Origin of the sequence: Enterococcus sp. AN402, from assembly GCF_040719405.1 — a bacterium.
Lineage (GTDB): Bacteria > Bacillota > Bacilli > Lactobacillales > Enterococcaceae > Enterococcus > Enterococcus faecalis.
In genome coordinates this window covers 1,591,296-1,605,098 of the sequence record NZ_JBFDTM010000004.1, presented here as the reverse complement: position 1 = coordinate 1,605,098, position 13,803 = coordinate 1,591,296, and the positions used below count along the sequence as shown (strand labels likewise).

The following is a 13,803-nucleotide window of genomic DNA, read 5'->3' as shown; positions in this document are numbered from 1 at the left end:
ATGCCTGTTGTTTCTTTACCTAAAAAGTCACATGGCGTCATTCACAGTGAAAAACAATTAGCGAATACATTGGACTATATTGTTGATCCTAAAAAGACAAATAATTATGAATTGGTTTCCGGACAAAATATTTATGTTCCACAACAAGCGTTCGAAGAAATGTTATTGACTCGTGAACTCGCAATTCTTATAGGAAATCAACCACGAAAAAATGAGCGGTTTGGATTTCATTTTGTCCAATCTTTTTCGCCAGAAGATCAGTTAACGCCAAAACAAATTCATGAAATTGGTAAGAAAACAATGAACAAATATCTCGGAGATTCAGCCGAGTTTGTCATTGCGACCCACACGGATAAAAATCATATACACAATCATATTGTATTGAATGCGACAAATCCGAAAACATTAAAAAAATTTCAACAATCACAAATGCAATTTGAAGAGCTAAAAGAAATTTCAGATCAAATTTCACTTGAGTATGGCGCAAAAATTATTGATCGAACATTGAAAAATTCCCATAAAAAATACCAACAATATTTGGCACAGAATTCCTATCGGAATGAAATAAAAACGAAACTAAAATTTTTAATGACCCACGCGAATACTTGGAAAGATTTCAAAGAAAAAGCACTTGCTTTGCATCTAAAAGTGGACGATACAAAAAAATATGTCACCTATCAATTAATAGATAGTAAACAAGAACGAAAAATTCGAGATCGAAGTTTAAACAATCAATCCTTGTTGAAGGAAAATCTTATAGACAGGTTAAAAAGAAATTCGGTGACCTATTCCAAAAAAGAAGTCGTTGCTCTTTGGAAGCAGCAACAAAAAATAAAAAACGAAAGTCAGGAAAAAGAAGTCGAAATTCTTGTAGAGGATTGGCAAGTTCAAAAGGAAACCGATAAATTTCTGTATGTAACCATTGATTATGGATTGGAACGAGAAGCGGCAATTAAAATTCCTGCACGTTGCGTCGATAAATTAGAGGATGGGAACTACCAGCTTTTTATTAAGAAGCAGGATCGTTTTTATTTTGTGGACGAAAAGAATCCTAGTAAAAATAAAATGATGCTAGGAAAAACTGTCGTAAAAAATTTAGAGAATCAAAGTGGAAATGTGCCGCTTTATGCTAATTCAGCAAGAATAAAGTTGCGACAAATTTTAACAGAATTTGATTTTCTTATTAGTAAAGGGCTTGACTTTGATAAATCATTTGAGGCAATAGGGCTTGAACTTGAGAATACGTTTTTAGAAACAGAGGACATTTTAGAACAATTGGATAAGAAAATTGTGGAATATGTAGAAAGAAATAAAACATACGCTAGAACCAATACACAAATCGTAAAGAAGATTGAAAACCTTCAAAAGGAACGATCGGAATTGCAAAAAACACTACAAAAAGTTGAAAAGGATATTCAATTTTACAATAAATCTGTCCAACGTTATGCGGAGTATGAACAAGAAAAATCAAAACGAATGTCTAAACCTCGTTTATCATAACTCTTCCTATTGGAAAGTCCTTTTTGTATATCTTATATAGAATAATAAAAAAATATATGATATAATAATGCTATGGAAAAAATTGTATTTGAAAGTTACCAAAGAAAAAATGGGCACGATGAATTTTTAGAATGGGTAAAATTATTACCAAAAAAAGACATTGCGAAACTGCTACGAATCATTGCAGAAACAGAAAAAAATGGGTTGTTAGTTGCGCAACGTTTGAAATGGGTCAAGAGGATTGACGCAAATCTATACGAATTAAGGAGTAAAGTAGGATCAAATATTCAACGAGCGTTCTATTTTCATGTAGTAGACAATCGCTATATCATTACGCATGGAATTATGAAAAAGACGGAAAAAACACCAAAACGGGAAATTGAACATGCAAAAGAATTAAGAAAGGAATGGTATGACAATGAAAATCAATGAGTTCATTCAGGAGATGAAGAAAGACACAGAATTTGCGGAGTTGTATCAAGCAGAAGGTGAAAAGCTTCAGACAGCTGTTGCCTTATATCATGCTCGTGAACAAGCAGGGCTCACACAACAAGAATTAGCAGAGCGAGCAAATACAACACAAGCAACTATTGCTAGAATTGAACGTGGAGACAATGTCTCTTTTGAAAAATTAGCTTCCATTGCTCATGCAATGGGAAAAGAAATGAAAGTAGAATTTATTTGAAGCTAAGGAGGGATAAGCGTGAAAGTGAACTATGATGAAGTATACCAAGTTGAGTTAATTAAAGAGTTGTCCGCAAGAGTATATGGTCGATTACTAAACATGATTTTAGAAGCAGGATATGATAAAACGGATATGTCCATTTTTGAGTGCTTACTTTTACAACAATTTAAAGAGCACAAAAGGAGTAATTTATTTGATAAAAACTTGAAAGAATTGGAAGAGCTCAAAGCATATTGGCATTCGATGAATCAGCTTACAAAAGATCTATCCAAGAAACGAGTGGCATAAATGATGGACGACTTACTCAGAGGAGCAGTATTGTGCGATTTTCGAGGATTTAATTGAAGATTTCACTTATTCGATGAATCCGACTAAAAATCCGCAAGCTTTTATTCTAGGTGGACAATCTGGTGCAGGAAAATCAACACTTCACAAACTGATATTGGAAGAGATGCAAGGGAATATTATTATCGTTGATAATGATACATTTAAACCTTTACATCCGAATTATGATTAATTAGCTAAAAAAATTGGCGTTGAAGTAACAGAATACGTCAAACCATTTTCCAATCGCCTCACAAATGAACTAATCGATTACCTAAGTGATCAAAAGTATAACCTAATTATAGAAGGAACATTGAGAACGACTGAAACACCAATAAAAACAAACACTCAATTAAAAAATAAAGGCTATTCCACAAATCTATATGTGATTGCTACTCAAAGTGAATTGTCTTATTTAAGCACTTTAGAAAGATACCTGGATATGTATTTAGAAGAACCAGAAACCGCACGAGCAACACCTAAAGTGATTCATGATGAAATTGTTAAAGCAATTCCAGGAAATTTAGAAACGCTTTATAATCACCATATTTTTAACGAGATGAAAGTTTTAACTAGGCAGGGGGAACTTTTGTATTCCATGCACTCAACTCCGTTAAAATCGCCTAAATCAGTATTAGAAGAAAAACTAACTTACGTTTTGAATATGGATCAACGAGAAATGATATATGGTAGATTAGAACAGAAGTTACAGCGAATCAAAGAAAAAGCTGTCATAGAAAATAAGATACTGATGGAAATTGAAACGAGAGTCGCATCATATAAAAACTTGCGAAGAGATATGATTAAGCCAAAGCAAACGATTTTACAAAAAGAAATTGAACAAGCCAAAATAGAAGTTGAAAAGGATATTCAATTTTATAATAAATCTGTCTAACGTTATGCGGAGTATGAACAAGAAAAATCAAAAAGAATGCCGAAACCTCGTTTATGACAGTTTAAATACGAAAAAGTGCCTTAACTCTTCTCAATACGCCCTGTACGTGTTAATGGTTTTGTCAGGAGGTAGTGCGCATGCCTATGACAATACGTGAGGCAGAGAAACTACTCAAAGAAGCTGGGTTCAGAGAAGTAAAGGGTGGAAAGGTTCTCATAGAAAATTTGTGAAAGAAAACTTTTCTAGACCGGTCATTTTAACGAGCCATTCGAAAGAGTTATCAAAAAGAGTAGAAGAATCTGTTCGAAAAGCAGTGGGCTTATAAGCCCACTGTCCTTTGAAAGAATAGGGAGGTAAGTAGTTTGAAGAAAGTTTATCCGGCTATTTTTGAAAAAGATCCTGTTGGCTATAGTATTTTTTTCCAGATATTGAGGGGGCAGTTACACAATGTAAGAATGTTTCAGAAGGTTTAGAAATTGCTTCAGATGCGCTAGGAATTATGTTGGGAGATTTAGTTGAAAAAAATCAACTATTGCCAGTACCAACTTCGATAAACGCTTTAACTCTTGATTTGGACAAACAATTTGCGACGTTGGTATCTGTCGAATTAAATGATTATTTAAAAGGAGATCAGCTTGATAAGAAAACCATTAAAATTCCTCATTGGTTGAATGTTCGAGCAATGAATACAAAAATTAATTTTTCTAAAACAATGGCAGAAGCTTTAGAAAAGAAATTAAATTTATAAGTAATGAGTGAAAGTTCAGTAGAGTATACTCTATTGAACTTTTTTGTGTTGTTGGTACAGCTGTCTTTTTCGGTGTTCATTAGACTTGTTCAAAATAGAGGTGATTTTCAAGTGCAAAAAAAGGTAGAATTTGTCGTCTTTACAGGAAGTCTGAGTGCAATGACGAGAAAGCAAGCAAGCACAGGCGCTTGTGACTGGTGTGGGGTGGAACGTACAACATACGGTAACAAAACAGACAACAATATTAGTTGTTGGCTATCATCAAACAAAATTGATGGCTCCTTTGGATCAGTCAAGAAAAAAGTTGATGGCTTTAAATTTAAAACATGAGGGGCAAAAAATACAGTTAATAAGCGAGAAAGATTTTTTTATGAAGATAAAAGAAAGCATTGACCAACTTTATCAGAATTTTATATGAAAGTGGGAGATAAGATGAGTAGAATTGGTTATGTACGTGTCAGTAGTAAAGAACAAAACTTAGAAAGACAATTGAGAGCGCTACAGGATGTTTTTAAGATCTTTTCAGATAAAATAAGCGGAAAGTCTTTAAAACGCCCGCAACTACAAGCGTTGTTAGATTATATTCGTGAAGGCGATATTGTTGTTGTGACGGAATTAGATCGATTAGGACGTAATAACAAAGATCTTACTGCGATTATGAATCATATCCAACAAAAAGGAGCAACCTTAGAAGTATTGAAGATGAGAATCTAAGAAGGTTGATAAATAATCTAATGATTGAATTGTATAAATATCAAGCAGAATCCGAGCGGAAACGAATTAAAGAGCGCCAGGCACAAGGCATTGCACTTGCCAAGCAACAAGGAAGGTTTAAGGGACGTAAACCCAAATATACGCTAGAAAATGAACGCTTGCAGCATGCTTTCGAGTTGTATCAACAAGGGTTGACAGAAACGGCGATTGCGCGAAAAACAGGGATCAATCGAACAACGTTTCGAAGGTGTCGCAATCATAACCACCCGTGAAACGGGTGGTTTGCTCTTCGGCTAGAAGCCTCTCTTACCGGCCTCGGCCTAAAAGGCCCTCTGAAAGCTTCCCCCCGCACCACTTCTACTCGCTGATTCTAAAAGAATCTCACTCTATCTCTTTTTGTTTTTAACTCCTGTAAACGGATCAACTTCTTCGAACAACGTAAGCTGATCTGCTGAATAATCTTCTTTTATTTGTTTACGAATATACTCAGCTATCTGCTCCTTATTCCGTCCAACCGTGTCCACGTAGTACCCTCGACACCAAAATTTTCGGTTCCCATAGCGATATTTCAACTCTGCATGACGGTCGAATATCATTAAACTACTTTTTCCCTTTAAATAGCCCATGAATTGCGAAACACTTAACTTTGGTGGAATACTTACAAGCAAATGAATATGATCTGCACAAGCATTTACCTCAATGATCTCTACTCCTTTTCTTTCACAGAGCGTGCGAAGAATCTCACCTATACTTTCTCTATACTTTCCGTAAATGATCTGTCTCCGATATTTTGGCGCAAACACGATGTGATACTTACATCTCCATTTACTATGTGATAAACTTTCTTTGTCCTTTTCCATAAGGACACCTCCTCGTAATATATATTTTGAAGAAACTTTCATTCCTTCAATCGCCCTTAGGGGCTATTCCTAATATGTTTAAATAAAATAACGATTACTACTTGGATACTGTAGGATATTCCTGAATAATAAGTCTTGGAAAGGACTTACGGGAAGACGCTATCACCTTCTGCAGTTTTACTGCGACAGAAAGTCTGTGACCCGAACCGTTGGTATAACCTCCAACACACTAGCTGAGTCCATTGACCTCTACCAATCCTAGTAGAGATTGGGTGGCTTAGAGGTTTAATGAATGAAACTCTATTATGCGAGGCTGTCGTTAGACAACGTGATTCTGGGATATCCCACAGTACCCAAGCAATTTCCGAATAATCAATGAAAGGAGATCCTTCCACATGAAACTATTTGTCGGTTTAGACGTTAGTTCTGAAAAATTAGATGCTTGCTTTATGACAGACGATTCAACTTGCTCTGTTTTAAAAGAAGCATCTTATGGAAATAGTCAACTTGGCGCAAGCCAGATCAAAGAATACATTCTCGAATTTTCTCAAAAATTTGAGATAGAGAGCTTAGTGATTGGAATGGAGGCCACATCTTTATATAGCTTTCATCCAGCTATGTTTTTTAAAGAAGATCTTGAGTTAAATCAATTGAACCTTATGGTTTCAGTTGAACAACCAAATAAAATTAAAAAGTATCGTGATATTTTTGAAGAAAACAAAAACGATCAAATTGATGCTTTTTATATCGCTGACTATTTTCGCATCCAAAGGCAAGTCAACTCCATCATTAAAGAGGAAGAATACCTTGCCCTCCAACACTTAACTAGAACGCGTTATCAGCTAATTAAACAGCTGGTTCGTACAAAGCAACACTTTATCGAAAACATTTATTATAAATGCAACACGCTTTCTAAAGAACTAAAAGCAGAAGGTGGATCCGTTTTAAGTGCCACATTAGTAACTCTAATGACGGAAGATTACACAATGGACCAACTTGCCGAACTGTCATTAGAAGAGTTTGCGAACCTAATTCAAAAACTAGGGAAGTATCGTTTTAAAAATCCCGAAGGAATTGCAAAGGCAATTTCTAAAGCCATACGTAGTTCCTACCGGTTAGGAAAAGTCCATCAGGACTCTGTAGATATTGTTTTGGGTGTTCTAGCCAAAGAAATTCGTAGTCTTGAAAAGTTAATTAAAGACTTAGACAAAGCCATTGACGATTTAGTCGTTGTGCTACCTGAATATCAATGTTTAACCAGTATTCCAGGAATCGGTCCTGTTTATGCTGCGGGTATACTCGCTGAAATTGGCCCTATCAATCGCTTTTCAGATGAAAGCAAATTGGCTAAATATGCCGGTTTATATTGGCGACAGAACCAATCAGGTAACTCTGAGTATGAAAATACTCCTATGGCCAAACGAGGCAATCGTTATCTCCGTTATTATCTAGTTGAAGCCACCAACTCCGTAAGGAGATACGAGCCTGAGTACCATGCGTATTATAAGAAAAAATACGCTGAAACACCCAAGCATAAACACAAACGAGCCATCGTACTAACCGCAAGAAAATTTACGCGTCTGGTGGATACGCTACTACGTAACCATCAACCTATATGCCACCAAGGAGCGTGATAGATAAATAACAGTATGTTATTGACGCTAATCCTTGGAAGTACCCGAAAAAATTTTTAATTTTGGTCGGGTTTAGTTCAGTGCGCTTCAAAAATTAACTACCTTTAAAAATCTTTTGAAAAATTATCTTGACTTATTACCACTAGACTATCTTTGATGGTGATGCGGTCGGGAAACCAACATCAGTTTATCAATTTTGGGAGGTCTTTTTAATACCACGCTGGAAGCTCTTTTGAACCACCAGCACAGCAGGTGGTTTTCAAACATACAAAAAAATAAAGGATCAATCAATCGATTAATCCTTTAGGAAACATGATTCCGTTCGTAGCCCCGATAGATTTCTTGAAACTCATGGTCTAACGTTGCCCAGATTTGTTGTTGTAAAAAAGAGTTGTTTTGAATGCGTAATTCTGGATAACCTTCAATAGCTTGATTGTGTTTTTCAAAGGCTTGTTTTGTCCGATGATGTTCACGCTGTAAAATATAGCACCAATCTTCACCGTATTTCTCATACGTACACCTGTTTTTGCTTTTCAGTTGATCAATATAAAGGGTCGCAAAATGATTTGCAGACATCAGGTTTTGATCATGGGAGGCAAATAGGTATTCTTTGGCTAAAAAATTTGTAGTGAGTGTATCCGATAAATAAGCATAATCTGGTGCGCGGTGGTAGAATTGAACAAACTGATCATAAAGCAAGGTGATTTTTTGTTTTTCTGCTTCTAAGTATTGAATTTCTTTCGGGAAAAATGTATCAATTGCATAAATTTTTTTGATTGTTTCCGTAAATAGCAACATATAATGTTGAATAAACTCGTCTTTTTTAATTGGTTCCCCTAAAAAGGTAAAATTGGTTGTCATAAAGAGTCCCTCCTTTTATTTTTCTGCTTCTTTTTGGCTTCGTCCCTTGCCCTTCCCGCCTTTTCGGTTGAGAGAGTTGGCTGGGGTGTTAGGGGCAACGCCCCTGAGGTCTTGATTCAGCTTATTTTTAGATGAAGGTCTGTTGGACTGATTTTAGTTTTCAGTTTTCAAAGATCAAAGTGGAACGCTGTTAGAGTCCCTTTTCGTCTATCCGTCGTTCGGCATAAGCGTCTTGAAACCATGTTCTGACGGTTGCCAAGGGCGCGTAGCGTGCATTTTACCCTTGGCAATTGGCAGGTTATGGGTTAGGTTATACTCGCCGAATGGCTGATAGACGATTCAGACGTCTGACAAGCCACTTCTATGAGAACGAATACATCAGACAAGCTAGTCTTTTCTAAAAATGAGCGGGTTCAGCTGTTTTTTCAGCTGACTCTTTGCATGTTTTACTGGGAAATTTTTGGACGACATCCAAAGCTATGCCTTTAAAAAAGGGGAATTAGGGAGTCAAGACAACCCGAAAAATCTTGCAATACAGATCGCTTTTTCTAATTAGAAAGTTCAGACAACCTACGAGAAATTGGTTCGAGAAGCGTAAAAAATCAACGGAAATAAAGCTGTATATCAAATAGTAACCGTTTTTAGAGGAAATGAACGAATGCCACGGGGATATTGGTTGTAAGCGATTGACAGTGCAGGTACACTTAATTTTAATGTATACGAGTACAACGTGCAGCCAAACGTCGTGTTTCACTATGAAGATGGCACAAGTAAAAGCGATCGAACGAGTGAGTTGGGAATCATGACCAAAGAAGAAAAACTACCAATGGCTAGTATTGATAGCCTTTACAAGGCCCGTTCTTGAAAAGAATTGCGGTTAATGTATTTTTTGTAAAGTGAATGCTTTACAACGGTATGCAATGGTGCTATAATTATAATATGAAAGGTGTGAAAAAAATGGCTCAAATTAACTTTAGAATTGACGATGAATTAAAAGAAGAATCTAAAGAAATCTTTGATTCTCTAGGAATTGATTTGACAACAGGTATTAAAATATTTTTAACTAAAGTTGTTCGTGAAAAAGGAATTCCTTTTGAAATGACAGTACGAAAAGATAATCTTGCTCAAGCATTAGAAGAAATGAAAAATGAAGATTATAAGTCATTTGATAGCGTAGCTGAATTAATGAAGGACTTAAACGATGAAGATTAAACGTACTCCCACTTTTAAAAGAAATTACAAGTTCCTAAAGAAAAAGCATTATGACATGCAAAAACTAGAAATTGTCTTAGAATTACTTGTCCAACAACAAACAGATATACTTTATCAAAGGTATAAAGACCATGCGTTAAAAGGAAATAAACAGGGACTTAGAGAATTGCATATTGAAAAAGATTGGCTTCTTGTATACGAAATAAAAAATGAGATTTTAGAATTATGGTTACTAGCCACTGGAAAGCATGACGATGTTCTTTAAAGTCTTACAAGGGGGCAGATTGAGAGGTGATTTTCATGAGAGTAATGGTTAAAAATGAAAAAATAGATATGCTATATTCGATTACTTTGGGATTGATAGGTTTGTTCGCACTTTTTGTGTGTAAAGTTTATAACTTTTACTGGGAGTGGACTTCGTTTTTCTTGTTTATGGCGGTGATTTCTTCGATTAATCTCCCCTCTGTAATCAGAAGAAAAAAGCAATATAAGAAAATTGACGAATTGAGAAAAGTATTAAACTTATCTATTGAAGAAGTAAGAGAAATTGCTGATATTGGTAAATATGATTTAATGGATTGGAAATGGGATAAGGCATATATCCCACAAAAGAAATTATATAAATTAGAGGATATATTAGAGAAAATGTACTTCAAAAAGTTTGATAAAGAATTTGTGTTAGATAACAAAGGACATGTTCAATCAACTAGTCTCACAAACGATGGTTTATGAGACTTTAAAAAGAAGCAATCAAAGCAAGTAATAGAAAGAGGAATCCTTTAAACTAAGGGTTCCTCTTTTCTAATAACCTGTCTCAAAATCAACGTCTCATATACTCTCGTTTGCGATTCAATAAAGAGAACAAAAGAATGGAGGAAGAAACTTGTCGTTCAAAAATAAAACCGTCGTTTTCACAGGTACGCTACAAACTCTAACTCGGAAACAAGCACAAGATCTTCTCATTCTATCCGGAGCAGTGTTCTATGAACGGGGATATTGAACAGCTACAACAAACAAAAAACAATTTGGAGTGAACGAATCAATGAAACGTTCTAGCTATGTACGAGTTATCACGTGCCTTGAAACTCTACTATTCAAACGAGTATTCCTTTTTATAAAATTGACGGTGATAAATTGATCCTAACTTTAGCTCGAATAGGTTCACATAGTGAATTATTTTGATGAATCGGAAAGATACTACAAAACAATAAAAATAGTTATGCAAGAGCAGGGCGCAACGATCTATTACAGACGTGCGGCCTTTTTTAGTTCGGGAAAAGGGAATGAATCCGTTGTTCCGCGGCGGTGCGGTAGCACTTGCTCCAAAACCAACGGATTAACTGCTGCACTCAACACGAGTCAATTAAAGGTTCTATTCCCATTCGTTCCGCAGTGATTAACATTTCTAGTAGGTATTTCATACCTACTAGAAAACAAAGATCAAGGGCGTTTCGTTCAAAAATACCTTTTCTGATGTCAGAACAGTGTCACGCGACCTTTTTCGTTTTCAGACCGTTCATTTTGCAGTGTGTAACGTGCTACTCACTGTTTGCTACAGTACCACAGCCAGTCGAAAAAACAAGGGTATATAAACGAGTAAGCTCGCCCTTGTTTTTTTCTTTATGTCTATGGTCCTTCCACGACACAGCGAGCGACACGAACTCACTGGCGAAAATGAACAGCCTAAACAAAAACGAGGAGGTAGACTACATCGTTTGACGAAAAGAAATTTTTGATCGTCCAGCTTCACTTCCTCAAACGCCTAACAGAAATGGTTGTTCAAAACCCAAAAAACTGAAAGGAGATGGTTAAAATGAATGAGCCACAATTAAAACTTGACCTAGAAAAGGCACAACTGGAATACTAAAAATTAAGCCAAGCAATTAATGAAAATGATACTGTCACGCTGTGATTAAACTATGGTTGTTAAAAAAATGTCAATGACTGTTTAAACCAACTATTATTTTTGTTGAACCACATTGAATGGAAGGACGTGTAGGAATGGCAGAAAAAATACTGTGTGACAATTATTGAAACGTTAGAAGTCGCTGTATATGTTTATGCTGAAAGCGAAGAACAAGCACATGAATTAGTTTCTAACATGTATTACGACCAAGAAATAATCTTAACAGAAGAGAATCACGAAACAATAGAATTTATCACTTAAAATAACGAAAGAGATGAAAAAGATATTTTAGAGATTGAATTATATCCACGAAAAAAGCACAAAAAAAGAAACCTTTTGCTGAAGACAAAAGATTTCTAGGACGTTAACTATTTATAATCATGAATAAGTATAGCGTACCTTAGAAAAATAATCAATGGGTTCCTGACATAACGATGGAGTTATGGAAAGGATTCATTGCAATTCATAGAATAGAACAATTATCTAACAGTAACGAATTAAAAAAATATTGCTTTTGGAGGAATACAAATGAGAAGATTAAGTAATACGACAACGGCCAACGAAACTCTAAAAAAAGAAGCATGGTATAGAATGATGCTTACCGACCTATCAAGTTCTGTTATTGATGAGTTTATGGAAACAGGGAAATGCCATTACACCAGCAATTACTTTCAAGGTGAAAATATTTTAGTCACTGAAGAAATAGAGTCAATCATAAAGACGGCCGAAAAGAGGTATGGCTTCCTGGTGTACTACGTAACTGAAAATAAAACAGCGGATGGCCAGAGATTTTTATCATTATTCTACGTTGGACGTGATACTAGTGATTGGCTTTACTGTCACAGGGATTTAGAATCTTATAGGCAATATGTGTATGTAGTTAATACGACGAATCCTGCATTTTCAGAATTTGGAATGATTCAATTTGATCCAATACTAGGCAGTCTTTTACGAACTGCATAGATAAAAAACATACATTTTATGGTATCAGTTGGGCTTTTTGGTCCAGCTGAAGCCTAACCGTAAGGAATTATAAGAAAGGTGGGAAATGAGCATGGAAATACGGGAATTAGCCATAATAGAAGATCCTTGCTTTTATCAATATACGACGATAAAAGAACTTGAATCGTTCAATACGTCTGAATTAACGATTGCGCTTAGCGTAGTTAGAAAAGAGTAGTGTCGCTTGAAAGAAAAAGTGTATCATTCTGGATCTGGCGCTCAAGTGGATAAAAATAACGTTAAATTAATCAACAAGTACAGAGCCAAGCTTGAAAAGCTGCTGTTTATTAAACAAGGGTATATTCCGGATGCAATCACGCAAAACATGATTGATACATTGATCAAAAACAATAAAAAATCCATACAGAAGATTCAAAAAGGTTGAGTTTAGCAAGGCAATAGAAAAAAACATTTAATAGAAGAGAGGATGTAAAACATGACTGAAAAAATCGATTTGAAAAAGTTATATCATGAAAGTAAAAAGGAAAGAGCCGAAAAACAAACGAAAATGGAGCGAGCGTTGGAAGAGTCGTGTGTGGTTTTCCAAGGAATACAGCTGATGATCCAATTTTAAAGATCACTATGAGCCAGGATAATACGAATAGATGAAAAAAAGAAAAAAATCAACGGTTATTAGTAAACTAGGAAAGGATAACTGTTAAATAGGGATTTTGACACTAAGTAATCTTTAATATTGTTATTATTATAATAAATAAAAAAAGAAAGTAGGGAGTTAAACATGGAAATTACTTTTTCTAAAAAATCAAAGTTCTTCTGTCTGGCAATGTCGTTATTGATGGTATTGAGTCTATTTGCCAGTGCTGGTACAAGCGTATATGCTAGTGAATTAGATAATGAGATTAGCAAAGAAGATAAGGCTATATTAGACAACATAGACGTCAATTCATTTTATTCAGATGCAAACAAAGGATTGGATGAATTCTTTTCAAAAGCTGTTTCTGTAAATCCTACAAACGGAAAGTTTATTGTAAATGAAAATGGTATTAAAGATATGTTTGGCAGTGGAGTTGAATATGAAGCTATTTTAGACTTCATAGAATTTTTTAATGATGATAACAACTTCAATGAACTTGGTAGATTTGAATTTAGAAATAATATTAGTACCTTAGCACAAGGTGCTATACCAATACAACCTTGTGCTGGTGGAGCATTAGCTAAATGTGCTGTAGATTGGGCTAAAAATACATTTGGAGTGGGTATTAGTGTAGCAGCATTTAAATCCGTGTTGAATACTTATGGTTTTGCTAGGGCAGCAGCATGGTTAGCAGGGAAGGTAGCTTCTGCTGCTGGGAGAAATGTAGCTGCTGTTTTAACATTAGTGTACACAGCGATGACTTGTGCTCCTATAGAAGCTGAATAAAAAAAGAAGGGCTAAAGTTTAGCCCTTCTTTTTTCTTGCCAAATCAGTAGTAATGCAGAAATTACACTAATTATTCCTGTG

General features: G+C 35.4%; 15 protein-coding genes and 6 pseudogenes. 19 read left to right on the top strand and 2 right to left on the bottom strand.

From position 1 onward, the window contains the following. The 8 genes and pseudogenes from AB1I62_RS09195 (at position 1) to AB1I62_RS09160 (ending at position 5,138) form a co-directional block, all read left to right on the top strand. Complete coding sequence (locus AB1I62_RS09195) at positions 1 to 1,500, top strand: relaxase/mobilization nuclease domain-containing protein (RefSeq protein WP_367019224.1); 1,500 nt, start codon at positions 1 to 3, stop codon at positions 1,498 to 1,500. A 72-nt stretch (positions 1,501 to 1,572) separates the two neighbouring features. Then, positions 1,573 to 1,932, top strand: coding sequence for a type II toxin-antitoxin system RelE/ParE family toxin (locus AB1I62_RS09190; RefSeq protein WP_367019223.1), 360 nt, complete (start codon positions 1,573 to 1,575; stop codon positions 1,930 to 1,932). Further along, the gene (locus tag AB1I62_RS09185; RefSeq protein ID WP_367019222.1) at positions 1,919 to 2,185 is read left to right on the top strand and encodes a helix-turn-helix transcriptional regulator; all 267 of its coding nucleotides are present in this window, start codon (positions 1,919 to 1,921) and stop codon (positions 2,183 to 2,185) included. The genes AB1I62_RS09190 and AB1I62_RS09185 overlap by 14 nt, the downstream gene beginning before the upstream one ends. 18 nt (positions 2,186 to 2,203) lie before the next feature. Beyond that, positions 2,204 to 2,473 carry an antitoxin gene (locus AB1I62_RS09180; RefSeq protein WP_179189880.1) on the top strand — a complete coding sequence of 90 codons (270 nt, stop codon included), beginning with the start codon at positions 2,204 to 2,206 and terminating at the stop codon, positions 2,471 to 2,473. A gap of 73 nt (positions 2,474 to 2,546) precedes the next feature. Next, a pseudogene (locus AB1I62_RS09175) lies at positions 2,547 to 3,404 on the top strand (zeta toxin family protein). 499 nt (positions 3,405 to 3,903) lie between these two features. Beyond that, positions 3,904 to 4,152 carry a hypothetical protein gene (locus tag AB1I62_RS09170; protein ID WP_367019221.1) on the top strand — a complete coding sequence of 83 codons (249 nt, stop codon included), beginning with the start codon at positions 3,904 to 3,906 and terminating at the stop codon, positions 4,150 to 4,152. Between the two features lie 111 nt (positions 4,153 to 4,263). After that, entirely contained in the window at positions 4,264 to 4,482 is a 219-nt protein-coding gene (locus AB1I62_RS09165) for a hypothetical protein (protein WP_367019219.1), read from the top strand. A gap of 102 nt (positions 4,483 to 4,584) precedes the next feature. Continuing rightward, positions 4,585 to 5,138: pseudogene (locus tag AB1I62_RS09160) on the top strand (recombinase family protein). A 114-nt stretch (positions 5,139 to 5,252) separates the two neighbouring features. Here AB1I62_RS09160 and tnpA read toward each other — a convergent pair. Continuing rightward, positions 5,253 to 5,726, bottom strand: coding sequence for an IS200/IS605 family transposase (tnpA, locus tag AB1I62_RS09155; protein WP_367019217.1), 474 nt, complete (start codon positions 5,724 to 5,726; stop codon positions 5,253 to 5,255). 395 nt (positions 5,727 to 6,121) lie between these two features. Between tnpA and AB1I62_RS09150 the strand changes: the two are divergent. After that, positions 6,122 to 7,371: pseudogene (locus tag AB1I62_RS09150) on the top strand (IS110 family transposase). 292 nt (positions 7,372 to 7,663) lie between these two features. Here the strand turns inward: AB1I62_RS09150 and AB1I62_RS09145 are convergent. After that, the gene (locus AB1I62_RS09145; protein ID WP_367019216.1) at positions 7,664 to 8,221 is read right to left on the bottom strand and encodes a hypothetical protein; all 558 of its coding nucleotides are present in this window, start codon (positions 8,219 to 8,221) and stop codon (positions 7,664 to 7,666) included. A gap of 484 nt (positions 8,222 to 8,705) precedes the next feature. On the opposite strand from AB1I62_RS09145, the pseudogene AB1I62_RS09140 reads away from it, so the two are divergent. From AB1I62_RS09140 to AB1I62_RS09095, 10 genes and pseudogenes are all read left to right on the top strand, one after another. Continuing rightward, a pseudogene (locus tag AB1I62_RS09140) lies at positions 8,706 to 9,086 on the top strand (DNA/RNA non-specific endonuclease); the annotation flags it as partial. Between the two features lie 92 nt (positions 9,087 to 9,178). Then, positions 9,179 to 9,433: a type II toxin-antitoxin system RelB/DinJ family antitoxin gene (locus tag AB1I62_RS09135; RefSeq protein WP_002334330.1), complete on the top strand. Its 255-nt coding sequence runs from the start codon at positions 9,179 to 9,181 to the stop codon at positions 9,431 to 9,433. Beyond that, a complete protein-coding gene (locus AB1I62_RS09130; RefSeq protein ID WP_367019214.1) occupies positions 9,423 to 9,698 on the top strand; it encodes a type II toxin-antitoxin system YafQ family toxin in 276 nt (91 codons plus the stop codon). Before AB1I62_RS09135 ends, AB1I62_RS09130 begins: the two co-directional genes overlap by 11 nt. Before the next feature lie 35 nt (positions 9,699 to 9,733). Then, on the top strand, positions 9,734 to 10,165 hold the full coding sequence (locus tag AB1I62_RS09125; RefSeq protein ID WP_367019213.1) for a hypothetical protein: 432 nt from the start codon (positions 9,734 to 9,736) through the stop codon (positions 10,163 to 10,165). A 1,081-nt stretch (positions 10,166 to 11,246) separates the two neighbouring features. Then, a pseudogene (locus tag AB1I62_RS09120) lies at positions 11,247 to 11,432 on the top strand (hypothetical protein). 21 nt (positions 11,433 to 11,453) lie between these two features. Next, positions 11,454 to 11,600: a DpnD/PcfM family protein gene (locus tag AB1I62_RS09115; protein ID WP_367019211.1), complete on the top strand. Its 147-nt coding sequence runs from the start codon at positions 11,454 to 11,456 to the stop codon at positions 11,598 to 11,600. Positions 11,601 to 11,867: 267 nt separating this feature from the next. After that, positions 11,868 to 12,302, top strand: coding sequence for a hypothetical protein (locus tag AB1I62_RS09110; RefSeq protein ID WP_367019210.1), 435 nt, complete (start codon positions 11,868 to 11,870; stop codon positions 12,300 to 12,302). A gap of 85 nt (positions 12,303 to 12,387) precedes the next feature. After that, positions 12,388 to 12,726 (top strand): annotated as a pseudogene (locus AB1I62_RS09105) (hypothetical protein). Positions 12,727 to 12,777: 51 nt separating this feature from the next. Continuing rightward, positions 12,778 to 12,915 (top strand): hypothetical protein, encoded by a 138-nt coding sequence (locus AB1I62_RS09100; protein WP_367019436.1) that lies wholly within the window; start codon positions 12,778 to 12,780, stop codon positions 12,913 to 12,915. A 165-nt stretch (positions 12,916 to 13,080) separates the two neighbouring features. Further along, complete coding sequence (locus AB1I62_RS09095) at positions 13,081 to 13,722, top strand: hypothetical protein (RefSeq protein WP_367019208.1); 642 nt, start codon at positions 13,081 to 13,083, stop codon at positions 13,720 to 13,722. Positions 13,723 to 13,803 lie beyond the last annotated feature (81 nt).

Excerpts from the sequence above, each read along its gene's own strand:
- AB1I62_RS09130 (WP_367019214.1), top strand. The coding sequence starts at position 9,423 with ATGAAGATTAAACGTACTCCCACTTTTAAAAGAAATTACAAGTTCCTA.
- AB1I62_RS09095 (WP_367019208.1), top strand. The coding sequence starts at position 13,081 with ATGGAAATTACTTTTTCTAAAAAATCAAAGTTCTTCTGTCTGGCAATG.
- AB1I62_RS09110 (WP_367019210.1), top strand. The coding sequence starts at position 11,868 with ATGAGAAGATTAAGTAATACGACAACGGCCAACGAAACTCTAAAAAAA.
- tnpA (WP_367019217.1), bottom strand. The coding sequence starts at position 5,726 with ATGGAAAAGGACAAAGAAAGTTTATCACATAGTAAATGGAGATGTAAG.
- AB1I62_RS09125 (WP_367019213.1), top strand. The coding sequence starts at position 9,734 with ATGAGAGTAATGGTTAAAAATGAAAAAATAGATATGCTATATTCGATT.
- AB1I62_RS09195 (WP_367019224.1), top strand. The coding sequence starts at position 1 with ATGCCTGTTGTTTCTTTACCTAAAAAGTCACATGGCGTCATTCACAGT.
- AB1I62_RS09135 (WP_002334330.1), top strand. The coding sequence starts at position 9,179 with ATGGCTCAAATTAACTTTAGAATTGACGATGAATTAAAAGAAGAATCT.
- AB1I62_RS09170 (WP_367019221.1), top strand. The coding sequence starts at position 3,904 with ATGTTGGGAGATTTAGTTGAAAAAAATCAACTATTGCCAGTACCAACT.
- AB1I62_RS09145 (WP_367019216.1), bottom strand. The coding sequence starts at position 8,221 with ATGACAACCAATTTTACCTTTTTAGGGGAACCAATTAAAAAAGACGAG.
- AB1I62_RS09100 (WP_367019436.1), top strand. The coding sequence starts at position 12,778 with ATGACTGAAAAAATCGATTTGAAAAAGTTATATCATGAAAGTAAAAAG.
- AB1I62_RS09190 (WP_367019223.1), top strand. The coding sequence starts at position 1,573 with ATGGAAAAAATTGTATTTGAAAGTTACCAAAGAAAAAATGGGCACGAT.
- AB1I62_RS09185 (WP_367019222.1), top strand. The coding sequence starts at position 1,919 with ATGAAAATCAATGAGTTCATTCAGGAGATGAAGAAAGACACAGAATTT.